This is a genomic window from Psychromonas marina (genome assembly GCF_030161115.1).
GTDB lineage: Bacteria > Pseudomonadota > Gammaproteobacteria > Enterobacterales > Psychromonadaceae > Psychromonas > Psychromonas marina.
In genome coordinates, this window is record NZ_BSPQ01000002.1 from 156,318 (window position 1) to 173,249 (window position 16,932).

The window sequence follows — 16,932 nt, forward strand, 5'->3', positions numbered from 1 at the left end:
ACATCTTACGATACTAGAACCTAAATCTAGCGCGTCTACCAATTCCGCCACTTCCGCGTGGCTGGGATAAGAGGATTTGAACCTCTGAATCCCGAGATCAAAACCCGGTGCCTTACCGCTTGGCGATATCCCAACTGTGTTTTTAAAGCGTTGTCATCGCTAAGTTTAACTTCTTCAAGTATTGATTAATCAGTTAAAAACTAATTAAAGAATGTGGCTGGGATAAGAGGATTTGAACCTCTGAATCCCGAGATCAAAACCCGGTGCCTTACCGCTTGGCGATATCCCAACTGTAATTTTAAGCGTTGTCTTCGCTAAGTTTAAACTTCTTCAAGTATTTTTCAATTCGTTATATTTCAAACAAATTAAAGAATGTGGCTGGGATAAGAGGATTTGAACCTCTGAATCCCGAGATCAAAACCCGGTGCCTTACCGCTTGGCGATATCCCAACTGTAATTTTTAAGCGTTATCTTCGCTTTGAGTATCGTGATTTAAAATCCCGAGATTCTATATTAAAGTCTCGCGGTACCTTATCACTGAGTGATATCTCAATAGTCATTATTAAGCGTTGTTTTCGCTATGGCTTCTTAACTAAGTTAAGAATGGTGCGGAAAGAGAGACTTGAACTCTCACATCTTACGATACTAGAACCTAAATCTAGCGCGTCTACCAATTCCGCCACTTCCGCATAAAGCAAATGGTGGCTACACCTAGATTTGAACTAGGGACCCCATCATTATGAGTGATGTGCTCTAACCAACTGAGCTATGTAGCCATTTTATGCTTGTTTTACTTGAAATTTTTAACAATTAACTACACGTTAGATGTTAAAAATGGTGGCTACACCTAGATTTGAACTAGGGACCCCATCATTATGAGTGATGTGCTCTAACCAACTGAGCTATGTAGCCTTCATACTTTTACTTGAAAAGTAAGAGATAAAAAAACCAGCTAAGTGCTGGAATTTTTGTTACTCCGAATAACAAAGGAGTAATGGTGCGGAAAGAGAGACTTGAACTCTCACATCTTACGATACTAGAACCTAAATCTAGCGCGTCTACCAATTCCGCCACTTCCGCGTGGCTGGGATAAGAGGATTTGAACCTCTGAATCCCGAGATCAAAACCCGGTGCCTTACCGCTTGGCGATATCCCAACTGTAATTATTAAGCGTTGTCTACGCTAAGTTTAAACTTCTTCAAGTATTTTTCAATTCGTTATATTTCAAACAAATTAAAGAATGTGGCTGGGATAAGAGGATTTGAACCTCTGAATCCCGAGATCAAAACCCGGTGCCTTACCGCTTGGCGATATCCCAACTGTAATTTTAAGCGTTGTCTTCGCTATGGCTTCTTAACTAAGTTAAGAATGGTGCGGAAAGAGAGACTTGAACTCTCACATCTTACGATACTAGAACCTAAATCTAGCGCGTCTACCAATTCCGCCACTTCCGCATAAAGCAAATGGTGGCTACACCTAGATTTGAACTAGGGACCCCATCATTATGAGTGATGTGCTCTAACCAACTGAGCTATGTAGCCATCTTGCTTTGTATCTTAACCCGTTTCTGTTTAACCAGTCGTTGTCTCGATGGGGCGCATTATGCTGAGTTAGCTCACAATCGTCAACTGTTTTTTAATAAAAAAGGTGGATTTCAATTCGATTGCTTGCTTGTTAAACAAGTTGATTTTATTTCGCACTAAAATCGTAAATTTAACAGCCAAAAATGCATAAATGAAGTTATTAGAGTTTTCCTGTTTCTAAATTGTTAAACTGTTGATTAAGTTAATTGTTGAGATAAAAGATGAAAATACTGCACACTTCAGATTGGCACTTAGGCCAGCATTTTATGATGAAAAATCGTGAGCCAGAACATCGTGCTTTTCTAGCCTGGTTAATTGAGCAAGTTGTGACACTATCTATTGATGCAGTAGTTGTTGCGGGAGATATATTTGATAGTGCTTCACCGGCCTCTTATGCACGTAAGTTATATAGTGATTTTATCGTTAACTTACAAAAGGCTGGATGTACTCAACTTATTATTGTTTCGGGTAATCACGACAGTGTTGCAGTATTAAATGAAAGTAAAAGCTTATTGAGTGCATTAAATGTTTCTGTACTGGCGGGGTTAAGTGACGACTTAAGTGAACACTTGATCACGATTAAAGATAAACAAGATAATGAAGCGATTATTTGTGCGTTACCCTTTTTAAGAGCAACCGATGTCATGTTGAGTGAATCGGGCAGTTCTGCTGATCAGAAGCAGATGAGTCTGCAACAGGGTATTGCAAAAACCTACCAAGACATTTACACGTTAGCTGAATCGAGTAAAAAGCATCAACATTGCCCTATTATCGCCACGGGTCATTTAACTGCGGTGGGGTGCTCTGTTTCAGAATCGGTACGCGATATTTATATCGGCACCCTGACCGCGTTCCCCGCGCAACTGTTTCCTGAGTTTGACTACATTGCATTAGGGCATCTACACCGAGCTCAAAAAGTACAAAAGAGTGAACATATTCGTTATAGCGGATCACCGATTGCATTAAGTTTTGATGAAGTAAAACATGATAAGCGCATTATTATTGCTGAATTTAATGAAAGTGCTGAATTGACAACTAGTGAGGTTGTTATTCCTGCGTTCCAAAAGTTAGCGGTAATAACGGGTAATTTAGCGAGTGTTATCATTCAAATAAACAGGTTAATAGAAACTGGCGAATCGGTTTGGGTCGAAGTTAAAATTCAAGAATCATTTTACCGTAGTGATGTACAAGTGCAGTTGAATGATCTTGTTGCAGCAACAGAAGTTCAAATATTAAAAGTCAGCACACCTAAGATAGATGAAAATAGCCAATTACATGGGCTGCAAATAGAAACACTAGACGAGCTTAAACCTGCAGATCTTTTTCAAAAAAGATTGGACTGTGCTGATGCAGAGTACATAAGCGAAGAGCAACAGGTGCAACTTAAAACACTTTTTGCGCAAAGTATTGAAGAGCTGGAGCAAAAATCATGAAAATACTTTCTCTTCAATTTGAAAACCTAAATTCATTAAAAGGCAGTTGGGTCATCGACTTCCAAGATAAAGCCTTTATAGATAATGGTTTGTTTGTGATAACAGGGCAAACGGGGGCAGGTAAAAGTACCTTACTCGATGCTATCTGTTTAGCACTTTACCAACAAACCCCACGTCTTGATAAACTGACACAAAGTAACAATGAGTTGATGACTCGAGGGACTGCACACTGTTCTGCCCAGGTTGAGTTTAGTGTTAAACGTAATGGAAAAAGCAAAAGCTACCGTGTGTCATGGGCACAAAGCCGCGCACGTAAGAAGAGTGATGGTCGATTACAAGCGCCTATTTGTGAACTGGCTGAGCTGGATGGCACAATTTTAGCAACTAAAAGCAGTGAAGTATTAAAGCTTGTTATCTCTCTTACCGGGCTCGATTTTTCTCGTTTTACTAAATCAATGTTATTAGCACAGGGTGGCTTCGCAGCTTTTTTAAATGCAAGTCCAAAGGACAGAGCAGAGTTATTAGAGGAACTCACTGGCACAGAGATTTATGCGCAAATATCGCAGCATATTTTTGAACGTAATAAAGAAGTTCAAGCAGAACTTGCATTATTAACCAGTCAGTCAGCATTATTAGAGCTGTTAAGTGAAGCTGATTTAGCAATATTACAGACCGATATCATTGCATTACAAAGTGAATCAGATAAAAAACGTAATGAGATTAAAAGCCTCGAAAAAGCACTGCAATGGCAAGCCGATGCACTTCGTCTTAGTGAACAGTTGAAAGCGACTTCAACAGCCCATTTACAGGCTGAACAGGCATTAGATGATTTTGCGCCACAATCAAAAAAAATACAGCAAGCGCTGCAAGCCCAGCCTATTTTACCTCATTTTGTCGCATTAACTACGCAGCAGAAACTTTCTGAGAGCAATCAGAAAGAGATAAACGAGCACACTGAGCAGTTAACTAAACTTCAACAGCTGCTATTAAATGCGGATAAAACGTTATCGACTCTATTAGTAACAGAGCAACAAGCATTAAAAAAGCATAAGCTGCAGATGCAACGTTTGACGGAGGAATTAATTCCGATGGACAGTAAAATTAGTGCACTTGAAAATGAGTACACTGAGAAAGTCCCGTATGTTGAACAACAAAAGCAAATACAGCAACAGGCTAAAAAAGCAGTTATCACGCTTGAAGAACAGATAAAAGAGAAAAAAATAACGTTACAAAGATCACAAGAAACATTGCTTAAGCAGCAGTCATCAACGATTGATGCCGAAAAAATAGCAATGTTGGAACATCTATTATTAGCTTATAGCCAAGAATCAAAAAAGAGTCTGGCATTGACTGAAAAAACACAAGTTCAAAAGCAGTTAATAGCGACAAATGGCAGTGCACAGCAACAAATTAATCAGGTGATTGAAAATAATGTTGCACAATTAAAACAGGTTAATACCAGCTTAACTTCCTTTGAAGAGCACAAGGCTCGTTTATCTATGCAAATAGGAAATAATGCTAACGAGAAACTAAACACTTTATATCAGCGTAAAGAATCGTTATCGAGGCTATTGCAATTAACTCAATCACTGGATAAATCTATATTAGAGAGTAACGCAACGGAGCAGACGATTGCTGATAAAAAGACCCAGTTTGAGCAAGATAAATTACAATTAGCAGAGCTTAAAAAGCAAGGGCAACAACTCTCACTTGAAGAGTCAGATCTTAAAACACTCATTAAACAAGATAGTTTATTACGTAGTGTTCAGGATTTACAGTTACAACTGGAGAAAGACAGTCCATGTCCATTGTGTGGTTCACTTGAACATCCTGCAGTCACCGACCACCAAGCGATTGACCTCGAAAGCACTGAGCAGCGTTTACAACAAAAAAGTGAAGCGTTGATTATTAAGCGCGGGCAGTACGAACAATTGAATGGGCATTTAAAGGCATTAAATCTACAAATAAATGATTTACAAATAGGGTACACCAGACAAATTTCAGAAATAGGTGATCTTAAAAAAGCGTGGGTTAAAAGCGATTATTGTGAGTCTGAAGCGTTGATTTATGATAATAAAAGTTCGTTATTATTAAGCGAGAAAGCACTTGTTCTCGATAGTGAGATAACGACACTGAGCAGTTTAGTAAAAGAATTGCACGCTATTGAACAACAAAATTTACCATTACAGCAGCAACACACTGCATTAAATGAACAGTTAACGGCGCAGCAGCAACAGTTAAAGGATGTTATTAATGAACATAAATTACTTCTCTCTAGTGCTGAGCAAACAGATGAGCAACTCATTGTCGTTCAAAATGCATTAGCGCAATTGAATACAGATATAAGTGATAAATTAGCGGGGACGAGTGATTTAGCCGCTATTTTACTGTCGCCAGAAACGTGGTTAACGGCTCAAAAACAAGCTATTGCACAGTGTGAATTACTCGCTAATCAGCTTGCAACACTCACTGAGTCTGTTACGCAATTAACGCAGCAACTAGGACTGAATGTACAGCAGTTAGCGCATGATGAAACTCGCTTAGCAGAGTCACAAAAGCAGTTGCAATTAATTGTAAAAGAGAAGAATAACTTATCTACAGAACGTATTAAATTATTTACAGAGCAAACCAGCCAGCAGTTACAAGTGTTCTACGATGTACAGTTACAAGCCGTAAAATCAGAGGTTGAAAAAGCCAAGCAACAAGTTAGTACTGTTAAGCTCGATATTGAAGGTATTCAAGGTATATTTAATACCTTAAACGCCTCTAAAATAACATTAGCAACACAACTTAAAGAAGCCATGTTAACGTTTGAGTTAGCCTTGAATAAAAGTGAATTTACGACCGTGTTAGAGTTTGAAACAGCATGTTTGTCTCATCAAGCTTTAGCGCTATTACAATCAAACGCTTCAACACTAAAAGATAATTTATTAACAGAAAAAACTAAGCTTGATGGCCTTCAAAAACAGCAAAGTGAACATCATAAAACTAAAAATTCAACATTAGATACTCAACAATTACAAGATAAATTGACACAGTTACAAGCAGAATATGCAGTGACAAGCGAGTCACTTATCGCGCAAAGCTCTCGCTTGAAGATGGATCAAAGCAACCAGCAAAAGCAAAAGCAATTACAGCAGCAACAAATAGAATTTAAACAGACTGCTGGGCATTGGGAGCTATTAAATAAATTAATTGGTCAAGCTGATGGCAGCAAATTTAGAAAATTTGCACAGGGGTTAACCCTCGATAATTTGATCCACCTTGCTAATAGGGAGATGGCTCATTTAGATCAACGTTATCAGCTAAAACGTAATGTTGATGAGGAATTAGCACTGCAAGTGATCGATTGCTGGCAAGCGAATAGCGTGAGAGATGTGAAAACCCTATCTGGTGGAGAGAGCTTTTTAGTGAGTTTAGGGCTAGCGTTAGCACTTTCAAATTTAGTAAGTCACAAAACTCAAATAGAATCACTGTTTTTAGATGAAGGATTTGGTACTTTAGATGAGAATACCTTGTCAATGGCACTGGATGCTTTAGAACGATTGAATTCAACAGGTAAGTTAATCGGTATCATCTCGCATGTTGATGCGTTGAAAGAGCGCATTAACCATCAAATCCATGTGCATAAAAATAGCGGGGCAGGTTATAGTGTCCTCGACAAGCAATATATGAAAGGGTAGTAATGTTACAGCAAGAGCGACACAATAAAATTTTAGATCTGCTTTGCCAGCAAGGGCGTGTATATGCAACTGAATTAAGCCATGCTTTGGGGGTTTCTGAAGATACTGTTCGTAGAGATTTAAAACAACTGGACGAAGATAAGTTATTACGACGCGTCCATGGTGGGGCACTTCCTTTGCAGCAGGAATACGAAGCTTACCGTGAGCGTCAGGATGAAATTGATCCTCTTAAAAAACGAATCGCATTGGCTGCTATTCAGTTTATTAAACCAGATCAGACCATTTTAATTGATTCCGGTACAACCTGTTTACAGTTAGCAATGAATTTACCAACTCATTTTAATTTTACGGTTGTTACACCAAGCCCTTTAGTGGCAAGTAAATTAATGTATCATGATAATATCGAACTTATTTTATTAGGTGGTAAAGTATCAAAGTCTGCTGTAATGGCACTTGGTGCAACAACCAATGCGATGTTACGCAAAATACATTTCGATAGTTGCTTTCTTGGTGTTTGTGCATTGCATCCAAACAAGGGGTTAAGTATTAACCAATTGGATGAAGCAGAAACACTATCAACCATTATTGAGCAATCAGAACAGGTTATTGTGTTAGGTTCCTCACTAAAATTAGGGAAAATGGGCACTTATAAGGTGTGCGACTGCAATAAACTGAATTTACTAGTGACAGATTTGAATTCAGAGAATAAAATACTACAACTCTTGAAGGATCAAGGGGTTAAAATTGAGCTTTGCTCAGATTAATCATTATTAATTATCAAATGGAAGTGATAACTATGGCTAAAAGTACACAACAACAAGCGTTGTTAACAGAACAACGCATACATCAAGCAATTATTGATATTTTTATGGATAAAGGTTGGGAAGCAATAAGTTACGGCTCTATTGCTAAACATACCGGCCTTTCTCGAGGTGGTGTACAACGTATTGTCCCTAGCAAAGGTGCCATGATGGGCGCTTTTCAAGGGCAAGTTACCGAGTATTTATACCAAAACCTCGATTTTTCAGATGACGCTTCATTGACGAGTAGTTGGACTGAAGCGTTAGAAAATGCACAATTTAGAAATTGCCTTAAATTTTTTATCGGCTCCATTTCTAATGAGTCACCTGCTAAAGCGCTGGCTAGAAATGGTTTTGATAACTTTGCTAATAAAATTGGCCATGAAAAAATGCAATCATTAATTGGTTTATCTGTTTACCATTTATTAGACTCTTAATAAGTTACATTATTACTCGTTAACATAACTTAAGCTTGTTTACTCTTAAATGAGCTTAAGAAGAGTGGTTGAGGTAAGCTATCAATTGGCTTTTTAAAGGCAGCGCTGTCATCGCGCCTTTTTGAGTCGTCGCGAGTGCCCCACAACCATTTGCCCATTTTACAGCCTGCTTGATATGTTCAATATCACTCCAGTTATCATAGCTTGCAAGACAAGCAAGTAAACCACCAACAAAAGCATCTCCTGCCCCCGTTGTGTCAACTGGTTTAATCGCTTTTCCTGCGATCAATTGCTGCGTGTCTTGGGTAATTATTAATGCTCCTTTTGCACCTTGGGTGATCAGCTGTAACGTATTATTATAATTTGATATTGCTGTTAGACCTGCTTCTAACGTCTCCGTATCGGTTAAAAACAGAAGCTCATCATCGGAAAACTTAACCACGTCTGCCATCGCCACTGCTTTTAATACCACTGATTTAATTTCAGCTGGAATAGCCCAAACTTCATCACGTAAATTTGGATCAAAACTGATAAACCCACCGCTCTCTTTTATCTGCTGCATCGCTTGAAAGGTACTGCTACGACTTGGTTCATTAGCCAGGGCAATAGAGCAAACATGTAACCATTGGTTTTTTTCAAAAACAGGAATATCACTGACTTGCATAAATTGGTCTGCACTAGGTTTAACCATAAAAGTGAAGCTACGCTCACCGCAATCATCTAAATCAACAATCACGGTAGAGGTGCGTTGCGCCTTATCAAGGCACATGAAATCAGTATTTACGCCCTCATCTGTAAGTGTTTTTTTCATAAAACGGCCAAGCGGATCTTGCCCAACACGACCAAAAAAAGCCGTTTCGCTACCTAATCGAGCAGCTGCTACCGCTACATTAGCAGGGGCACCACCGGGACATTTCAAATAACTGTTTTCGCTATTGGGAATTAAATCTACAACGGCATCGCCAGTAACCCAAATTTTATTCATGATAACTCCTTAAACTGAATAAAAGTCAGTAGTGATAGCGACTGACTTTTATTGATGATTAATAATCTAGTTTATGCTGTAGCTTGCGCCATCGCTTTAGTATTTTTTTGTGACTTTTTATCTGCACGTTTTGCAAGTATTAAGGTTAATACAAATGCGGTCACAAAGGAGATCAGCATACCAATGATGTAAGGGGTAATATCAGTATTACGAATTGAGATAATACCTGGTATACCTGCAGCCCCTAATGCGCTTGCTTTCACATTAAACAACGTGATGAAAGCACTTGATGTTGCTGCTGCAACCACCGCGGCAATAAAGGGGTAACGTAGTTTTAAGTTGACACCAAACATTGCGGGTTCAGTAATACCAAGTAATGCAGTGACACCAGATGGAACAGCAATCCCTTTCGTTTTAGTATCTTTGGTTGAGAAGCCAACGGCTAATGCTGCGCCACCTTGTGCAATATTAGACATCGCTGCTATGGGGAAAATAAACGACCCACCCGTTACTGCTATATCTGCAAGTAACTGAATTTCAATGGCGATAAAGCTGTGATGCATACCGGTGATAACAAACGGTGCGTAGATAAAACCAAATAGTGCGCCACCGATGAATCCAGCAGAATCGTATAACCAGTTCAGAGCATCACCAAGAAGAAAGCCAATATCACGCGTAAAAGGGCCTACAATCGTAAAAGTAATGACGCCGGTAATAAAGATAGCAAGCAGTGGTGTAAGTAGATTATCTAATATTGACGGGATAAATTTACGTAATCCATTTTCCACTTTTGCGAGGATAAAGGTAGCCACTAGCACGGGCAGGACAGATCCCTGATAACCCACTTTTTGGATCTCTATACCAAATATATTCCATACTGGAATATTGCCGGACACCGCCGCGCCACCAAATCCCCAACCATTAAGTAGATCTGGATGCACCATCAACATACCCAATGCTGCCCCTAAGAATGGGTTACCACCGAATTTTTTACTTGCTGAAAAGGCTAAAAGAATAGGCAGGAAAACAAAGGGGGCATTTGCAAAGGTATTAATCATGCTTGCTAAATCAGCCAGCCCAGGATTAGCATCAACCAATGACTGCCCATCGATAAATAACCCCGGTGCCACTAATACGTTGAAGATACCCATTAATAAGCCGCCAGCAACAATCGCAGGGATAATCGGTACAAATATGTCAGATAAATCTTTTACCGCTTTTTGAATAATATTCTGTTTTTCAGCACCGGCAGAAGCGACATCTTTGGTACTCATCTCTTCTATGCCTGTCAGTTTTGCCATCTCTGCATAAACTTGATTGACGATGCCCGAACCAAAAATAATTTGGTATTGACCTGCTATTTTAAATTGGCCTTTTACGCCATCGATATTTTCAATCGCTTTTTCATCAATCAGTGAATCATCTGCCACTGCTAGGCGTAAACGGGTAGCACAATGTGCGAGTGCAGAAATATTGCTTTTACCACCTAGCTTTTCTAAAAGCTGGTTGGCGAGTTTGGGATAATTCATAACTTCCTCCAATTGAAGATTTGGTTGTTTCTGTTAGTTTATGGGAACGTTTGCAGAAATGAGTTTTTATCACTTTAGTCACATAAGCAAGTTGCAGGTGGGTTAAACGTGATTAAGATCTCGTTTGTTGTTCATAAAATGTACTGGCAAGTGATCTTTCTACTTTAAAAGTGCCGCTATTTGTTATGATGATTGCAAACATTCCCAAAATATAGGACGTAATTTTATGGTCGGGTTGCACGATGTGGCAAAATTAGCAGGCGTCTCTAAGTCGACGGTTTCTCGCGTAATGAATAATGAATACGGCGTTAAAAAAAGCACGAAAGAGAAAGTACAGAAAGCGATTGAACAGTGTGGTTATGTCGCGAATCAAGTCGCAAGGGATCTTAAATCAAATAAGACCCACCTCATTGGTGTGATCGTACCTCGTATCGCTTCAAATGCCACAGCAGGAGGCTTGGATGGTTTAAGCCCTGTTATTGAACTGGCTGATAAACATGTTTTATTAGCCAATAGTGATCAGGATAATATTAAAGAGATAGAATATATCAAGCGCTTCAATCAGAAGCGGGTAGAGGGGATTCTCCTCTATGCAACGCATTTAGATAGCGCGTTAGTTGATGCGATTAAACAATCTGATGCACCTGTTGTGTTAGTAGGGCAGGATGGATCACTGTTTAATATTCCAAGCCTTATATATGATGATATCAGCGTTGGTTTTACCGCAGGTAAACGACTTATTGACGCAGGGGCAACTAACATCGGTTTTATCGGTGTTAACAGTCAAGATATTGCCGTTGATCAGTGTCGCTATCAGGGGTTAACTCAATATTTACAGCATGCAAAACAAACATCGCCACTGTTTCATAGTCGTGGCGAGTTTTCAATTGAATCAGGTTTTCAACAAACCAAACAACTATTAATTGACTGGCCAAAATTGGATGGACTATTTTGCGCCACCGACAGAATTGCGATTGGTGCGTTGAAAGCGATTGCTGAATCGAAAAAAATAGCGGGTAAAGATATAAAAGTATTAGGCGTTGGCAATGATGAACTCTCTCAAGTGTGTTCTCCAAGCCTCTCGACGTTCAATTATGCATTTGATTTAACAGGTAAAAAAGCAGCACAAATGTTATTGGAGTTGATCCATAATAAACAGTCAGAAGTTAGTAAAATGGTAATGGGCTTTGAGAGTATTGAGCGTGAAAGCTGCTAAATAGACGCTAGTAGTTAGTTAATGAAAATGAGATCAAAGCAACTATTTAACCGATAAATATGGGGGTGCTATTGCAAATTCCCATTTTTAACGATACTTTATTGCAAACGTTCCCAGTTAAATGGTAGGTATCTATGTCGTTATTATCAATTATTAAAGAGTGTGGTGGTATCCACAATGTGGCTCGTGTTCTGAGCCCTGATGTTCGTCTTATTATTGAGGTAATCGATGTTGCTTTACTTTCTAAACAGGCAAAAGTTCAGGGTTTCAATGACTTGTTAAGGCAGGTGACTTACCTTAAAAGTAGCATTGAAAATCGAACTCAACTTGAGTTAGATTTGCTTGCTGTTGGACAGTTAATCTCAGAACAACAGCGTGATGCATTTTCCCCTTGTAGTGAAATCGTTGCATGTGAACATCGCCCAAGTTGGCATCTCTCTCCACCACAAGGTTTATTAAATGATCCCAATGGTTTTATCTATCATCAAGGGCAATATCACCTGTTCTACCAGTGGTACCCTTTTTCTTGTGAGCATAAAGATAAGCATTGGGCGCATTTAACCAGTAAAGATTTAGTCGATTGGCAATGGAAACCCGTTGCATTAACGCCTTCAGATTGGTTTGATAGTCATGGTGTTTTTTCAGGTCATGCGCTTTCTCAGGGTGATGAGTTGATGTTGTTCTACACTGGTAATGTTCGCATTGGAGAGAGTAGGGAACGTCACACTACACAATGTTTAGCGACCTCTCGCGATGGAATAAACTTTACTAAACATGGCCCTGTTGTACCTGATTTACCACCTGCAGTGACACCACATTGTCGTGATCCTAAGATAATTCGTCATCATGACCACTGGTTGATGTTACTTGGTGCACAACGTGATGATGAGATAGGGCGCTTAGCGATTTATAAGTCTGATGATCTTAAAACGTGGACCTTTCTTGCCCTATCTGGTGATGAACTGGGTGAGTTTGGTTACATGTGGGAATGCCCCGACTTTTTTACCTTAGATAAGCAGGACTTTATTGTCATTGGTCCACAGGGGATCGATTCACCGAGTGAGCACCATACTGTCCCGCATCATAATGGGATTGTTAAAGCGACATTGGATGAAAGTGGTAAAGCGACACTGTCTGATTTTCAACATTTAGATCATGGCTTTGACTTTTATGCCCCACAATCCTTACAAACAGCAGATGGTCGTCGGGTGATGAATGCTTGGATGGGATTACCCGATGAAGTGAATCACCCGAGTGCTGATAATGGTTGGGTACATCAACTAACCACGTTTAGAGAGTTATCCTATGTTGGTGGAAAGCTAATACAAACGCCGATTAAAGAGCTGCAAACATTGCGTAAACAGTCGGTTGTCCTTCCTGAAGATCAATCTAGTTATAACCTTGCTAGTAAAGCCTTTGAGTTAAACCTTGAGATGCAGTGGGGCAGTTCATTGCGTCTGCATCAATCTAATAGTGGCTACTGTGAAATTCGTTTAGATAAAAAAACCAAGACACTGTTTTTAGATAGAACCAATACCTTAATCCGTGAGGGAGATTGCATACGTGAATTAGCACTTGTTGATTTGAAGTCGGTACAGTTACAGATATTATCCGATAACTCCTCTATTGAACTGTTTATCAATGGTGGTCAAGCAGTGATGTCCGCGCGTATTTTTACACCTAAAGATGCGACTAACCTTAGTTACCAGGGAGAGATGAAGATTATTGATTGCTGGTTATATTAAATAGTTATTTTGTGCCAGATAAAGTGCTTATTTTACTAAAGATCAATACCGGTCCACTAATGTAAACGGGTAAAGTATAGAGGTAGATAACAAAATGTTATCATAATAATCATAACTGATAATTTCATTCATCTATGAAAGCGGCGTATAGTCTCCTCATCGAAATAAAAGCCTCAACAGTAGCGGGCTTAACTGGAGTTATTATGAAATTTTTACACACTATGGTTCGCGTGGCTGACCTTGAAAAATCAATTGAATTTTATACCAACGTATTAGGTATGTCGGTTTTAGACAGATCTGAAAACAGTGAGTACCGCTACACGTTAGTATTTGTTGGCTATAAAGACCAACCAGGTGGTACAACGATTGAGTTAACCTATAACTGGGATACTAATAGCTACGAACATGGCAATGCATTTGGCCATTTAGCATTAGGTGTATCAGATATCTACGCAACTTGTGACAACATCAAAGCACTAGGTGGCAACGTGACACGTGAAGCAGGTCCTGTTAAAGGTGGAACAACGCATATCGCTTTCATCACAGACCCGGATGGGTATCAAATTGAACTAATCCAACTCTAACTACTCAGGCCGTCGCCATTAAAGCCTACTTCTGTGTTGTGAAATGCTCATTTAAACCACTAAACTGCGCTTTCCCGCCTTGAATTAGACATTAATGGCTTAGCCCTGAGCAGTTAGTAAACTACTCAGGCAGCTGTTATTGATGCCTACTTCTGCGTTGGGAAATTATTTTTTAAACGACTACCTGTCTTCTCCCAAGCAGTTGCATCTATTATTTGTTAAAGCTTTATTTAATAGAGTTTTAACCGTTACATATAAAAATTATTTTTGAAGGAAACCGATTATGACTGACTCACTATTTCAACCATTACAACTTGGTAAATTAACGCTTAAAAATCGTATTGTTATGCCACCAATGACACGCTCACGTGCAACTCAACCGGGTAATGAAGCGAATGAGATGATGGCTGAATATTATGCACAACGTGCTTCTGCTGGTCTTATTGTTGGTGAAGGTACACAAATATCTGCAATGGGTCAGGGTTATGCTTGGACACCAGGTATCTACTCGCCTTCACAAATCGCGGGTTGGAAAAAAGTAACTGACGCAGTACATGCACAAGGCGGCGCTATCTTTGCTCAACTTTGGCATGTTGGTCGTGTGACGCATCCAGATAATATTGGTGGCGAACAACCTATCTCTTCATCAGCAATTAAAGCTGAAAATGTAAAAGTATTTATCGACAATGGTAATCAAGAACCTGGTTTTGTTGATGTAGTAATGCCACGTGAAATGACTAAAGAAGATATTAACAATGTCGTTGAAGAGTATCGCCAAGCGGCATTGAATGCACTTGAAGCTGGCTTTGATGGTATTGAGTTACACGGTGCAAATGGTTACTTAATTAACCAATTTATTGATTCAGAAGCAAACGATCGCACCGATGAATACGGTGGCAGTATCGAAAACCGTTTACGTTTCTTAGACGAAGTGGTTGCGGCAATGGTTGAAGCGATCGGCGCTGATCGTGTTGGTGTGCGCCTTGCACCTTTTACCTCATTAAATGGTACGGTTGATGCTACACCTGTTGAAACTTATACTGCAGCAGCAGCATTACTCAATAAACACAATATTGTTTATCTTCATATTGCTGAAGTAGATTGGGATGATGCACCAGAAACACCACTTGTATTCCGCCAAGCGGTACGTGAAGCATTTAAAGGCGTGTTGATCTATGCTGGTCGTTACGACGCACAGAAAGGTGAACAGGCACTTAACGAAGGTCTTGCTGATCTGATCGGTTTTGGTCGTCCATTTGTGTCTAACCCAGATCTACCTAATCGTATCCAGCAAGGGTACCCATTAGCGGCACATGATCCAGAAACACTGTTTGGTGGTGCTGAGAAAGGGCTAACAGATTACCCGGTTTACACTAAATAAGGTGTAAAGCGCGTTAAGCAAAGTGATTAAAAAAGCGATCTTACAACCCTGTAAGGTCGCTTTTTTGGTTATGAAGGTTACTGTTTTAGGCTTTCATTCATTAACTCCCTATCCCATTTATATATTTTGGCGCTACTTTTTGGTGCATTTCATGTTCTGATATAGTGCGAAATTCTATAATATTGTCCCTTATGTTTTCTAAGTCTTTGTTATTGTTGATTTATATAATTTGGCACTGTTGTTGCAAACATTAAATTATTCGTATGAGAGGTATTGCAGTAATTCACTGCCAATATCTACAATTTGGTAATAGACATCTAGGGTTCCGGCTATTCGTAGTGACTGGACCGAGAGTTGTCGACCTTTTCTAAGGTTACACGGAGGGATAAAAGCCCGGGAGAAGACTGCAGCAATGTCTCTCATGCTTTTTAAAATGTAACCAAGGATAAGGATAAATATATGAAATTTACTAAACGCCTACGCAACTCTGTTACTAAAATGCTTACAGTTACTACCCTCTGTAGTGCCGTACTTCTTGCTCCCTCTACAGCAACCGCTGAAACCAAATCAAAATTCCGCCTCGCTTGGACTATCTATGTTGGTTGGATGCCTTGGGACTATGGCGATGCTTCTGGCATTGTTAAAAAATGGGCCGATAAATACGATATCGATATCGAAATTGTTCAAGTTAATGATTATGTTGAATCGATCAACCAATACACTGCCGGTGGCTTTGATGCAACGGTGATGACCAATATGGATGCCTTAACGATTCCTGCTGCAAGTGGTGTTGATTCAACGGCATTGATCATTGGTGACTTTTCAAATGGTAACGACGGCGTTGTACTTAAAGGTGCAAAAAAACTGGCTGATATTAAAGGTCAAAACGTTAACTTAGTTGAACTAAGTGTTTCCCACTACCTACTTGCTCGTGCATTAGAAACGGTGTCATTAAGTGAGCGAGATGTACGTGTAGTGAATACCTCTGATGCTGATCTAGTCGCTGCTTTTACGACCGATGATGTTACCTCTGTGACGACTTGGAATCCGTTATTAAGCGAAATCACTGCAATGCCAAATACCACTAAAGTGTTTGATTCCTCGATGATCCCTGGTGAAATTATTGACCTGTTAGTGGTTAATACAAAAACACTGGCTGATAACCCGAAACTAGGTAAAGCGTTAACTGGTGCTTGGTATGAGATCATGCAAACCATGCAGGGTAGCGATGCAGAAGCAATCAAAGCGCGCTCTATCATGGCAGAAGCGTCAGGTACTGATTTAGAGGGTTACGATGCTCAATTAGCGTCAACAAAAATGTTTTATAGCGCCAAAGATGCGGTGGAGTTTAACAACAGTGCTGCGTTAATGAGCACCATGGGAAAAGTTGCTGAGTTTTCTTTTGAACATGGTTTGTTAGGTGAGGGGGCGGCCGATGCTAAATTTATCGGTATTGAAACACCAAGTGGTATTTATGGTGACAAAGGCAACATCAAACTGCGCTTCAATCCTGCTTACATGCAAATGGCGATCGACGAAAAACTATAAGGTAGCAG

General features: G+C 39.7%; 11 protein-coding genes, 12 tRNA genes and 1 riboswitch (1 of these 24 cut by a window edge). Of the genes, 9 read left to right on the forward strand and 14 right to left on the reverse strand.

The genetic code is table 11. From position 1 onward, the window contains the following. From QQK09_RS04815 to QQK09_RS04870, 12 genes are all read right to left on the reverse strand, one after another. Positions 1-57: transfer RNA gene (locus QQK09_RS04815), tRNA-Leu, on the reverse strand (it extends 195 nt beyond the left edge of the window). Position 58: 1 nt separating this feature from the next. Then, a tRNA-Gln gene (locus QQK09_RS04820) sits at positions 59-133 on the reverse strand. An 81-nt stretch (positions 134-214) separates the two neighbouring features. Further along, a tRNA-Gln gene (locus QQK09_RS04825) sits at positions 215-289 on the reverse strand. Between the two features lie 86 nt (positions 290-375). Next, positions 376-450 (reverse strand) — tRNA-Gln (locus QQK09_RS04830). Positions 451-604: 154 nt separating this feature from the next. Beyond that, positions 605-689, reverse strand: a tRNA-Leu gene (locus tag QQK09_RS04835). A gap of 10 nt (positions 690-699) precedes the next feature. Then, positions 700-776 (reverse strand) — tRNA-Met (locus tag QQK09_RS04840). 59 nt (positions 777-835) lie between these two features. Continuing rightward, a tRNA-Met gene (locus QQK09_RS04845) sits at positions 836-912 on the reverse strand. Positions 913-995: 83 nt separating this feature from the next. Beyond that, positions 996-1,080, reverse strand: a tRNA-Leu gene (locus QQK09_RS04850). A 1-nt stretch (position 1,081) separates the two neighbouring features. Beyond that, positions 1,082-1,156 (reverse strand) — tRNA-Gln (locus QQK09_RS04855). A gap of 87 nt (positions 1,157-1,243) precedes the next feature. After that, positions 1,244-1,318: transfer RNA gene (locus QQK09_RS04860), tRNA-Gln, on the reverse strand. A 51-nt stretch (positions 1,319-1,369) separates the two neighbouring features. Then, a tRNA-Leu gene (locus QQK09_RS04865) sits at positions 1,370-1,454 on the reverse strand. Between the two features lie 10 nt (positions 1,455-1,464). Next, positions 1,465-1,541: transfer RNA gene (locus QQK09_RS04870), tRNA-Met, on the reverse strand. 263 nt (positions 1,542-1,804) lie between these two features. On the opposite strand from QQK09_RS04870, the gene sbcD reads away from it, so the two are divergent. Genes sbcD through QQK09_RS04890 form a run of 4 tightly spaced genes read left to right on the forward strand, consistent with a single transcriptional unit; the run spans position 1,805 to position 7,936 of the window. Then, on the forward strand, positions 1,805-3,016 hold the full coding sequence (gene sbcD / locus QQK09_RS04875) for an exonuclease subunit SbcD (RefSeq protein ID WP_284202992.1): 1,212 nt from the start codon (positions 1,805-1,807) through the stop codon (positions 3,014-3,016). After that, positions 3,013-6,699 (forward strand): SbcC/MukB-like Walker B domain-containing protein, encoded by a 3,687-nt coding sequence (locus tag QQK09_RS04880; RefSeq protein ID WP_284202993.1) that lies wholly within the window; start codon positions 3,013-3,015, stop codon positions 6,697-6,699. The genes sbcD and QQK09_RS04880 overlap by 4 nt, the downstream gene beginning before the upstream one ends. A gap of 2 nt (positions 6,700-6,701) precedes the next feature. Then, entirely contained in the window at positions 6,702-7,463 is a 762-nt protein-coding gene (locus QQK09_RS04885; protein WP_284202994.1) for a DeoR/GlpR family DNA-binding transcription regulator, read from the forward strand. A gap of 32 nt (positions 7,464-7,495) precedes the next feature. Further along, positions 7,496-7,936: a TetR/AcrR family transcriptional regulator gene (locus tag QQK09_RS04890; protein WP_284202995.1), complete on the forward strand. Its 441-nt coding sequence runs from the start codon at positions 7,496-7,498 to the stop codon at positions 7,934-7,936. 55 nt (positions 7,937-7,991) lie between these two features. On the opposite strand, the gene cscK is transcribed toward QQK09_RS04890, so the two are convergent. After that, positions 7,992-8,921 (reverse strand): fructokinase, encoded by a 930-nt coding sequence (cscK, locus tag QQK09_RS04895; protein ID WP_284202996.1) that lies wholly within the window; start codon positions 8,919-8,921, stop codon positions 7,992-7,994. Positions 8,922-8,992: 71 nt separating this feature from the next. After that, the gene (locus QQK09_RS04900; RefSeq protein ID WP_284202997.1) at positions 8,993-10,450 is read right to left on the reverse strand and encodes a sucrose-specific PTS transporter subunit IIBC; all 1,458 of its coding nucleotides are present in this window, start codon (positions 10,448-10,450) and stop codon (positions 8,993-8,995) included. Positions 10,451-10,676: 226 nt separating this feature from the next. On the opposite strand from QQK09_RS04900, the gene QQK09_RS04905 reads away from it, so the two are divergent. From QQK09_RS04905 to QQK09_RS04925, 5 genes are all read left to right on the forward strand, one after another. Continuing rightward, the gene (locus QQK09_RS04905) at positions 10,677-11,666 is read left to right on the forward strand and encodes a LacI family DNA-binding transcriptional regulator (protein WP_284202998.1); all 990 of its coding nucleotides are present in this window, start codon (positions 10,677-10,679) and stop codon (positions 11,664-11,666) included. Positions 11,667-11,800: 134 nt separating this feature from the next. Further along, complete coding sequence (locus tag QQK09_RS04910; RefSeq protein WP_284202999.1) at positions 11,801-13,411, forward strand: glycoside hydrolase family 32 protein; 1,611 nt, start codon at positions 11,801-11,803, stop codon at positions 13,409-13,411. Positions 13,412-13,614: 203 nt separating this feature from the next. Further along, the gene (gene gloA / locus QQK09_RS04915; RefSeq protein WP_284203000.1) at positions 13,615-13,995 is read left to right on the forward strand and encodes a lactoylglutathione lyase; all 381 of its coding nucleotides are present in this window, start codon (positions 13,615-13,617) and stop codon (positions 13,993-13,995) included. A gap of 283 nt (positions 13,996-14,278) precedes the next feature. Continuing rightward, the gene (locus QQK09_RS04920) at positions 14,279-15,376 is read left to right on the forward strand and encodes an alkene reductase (protein WP_284203001.1); all 1,098 of its coding nucleotides are present in this window, start codon (positions 14,279-14,281) and stop codon (positions 15,374-15,376) included. Between the two features lie 306 nt (positions 15,377-15,682). After that, a riboswitch (guanidine-I (ykkC/yxkD leader) is annotated at positions 15,683-15,778 on the forward strand. Between the two features lie 57 nt (positions 15,779-15,835). Continuing rightward, complete coding sequence (locus tag QQK09_RS04925) at positions 15,836-16,924, forward strand: putative urea ABC transporter substrate-binding protein (protein ID WP_284203002.1); 1,089 nt, start codon at positions 15,836-15,838, stop codon at positions 16,922-16,924. Positions 16,925-16,932 lie beyond the last annotated feature (8 nt).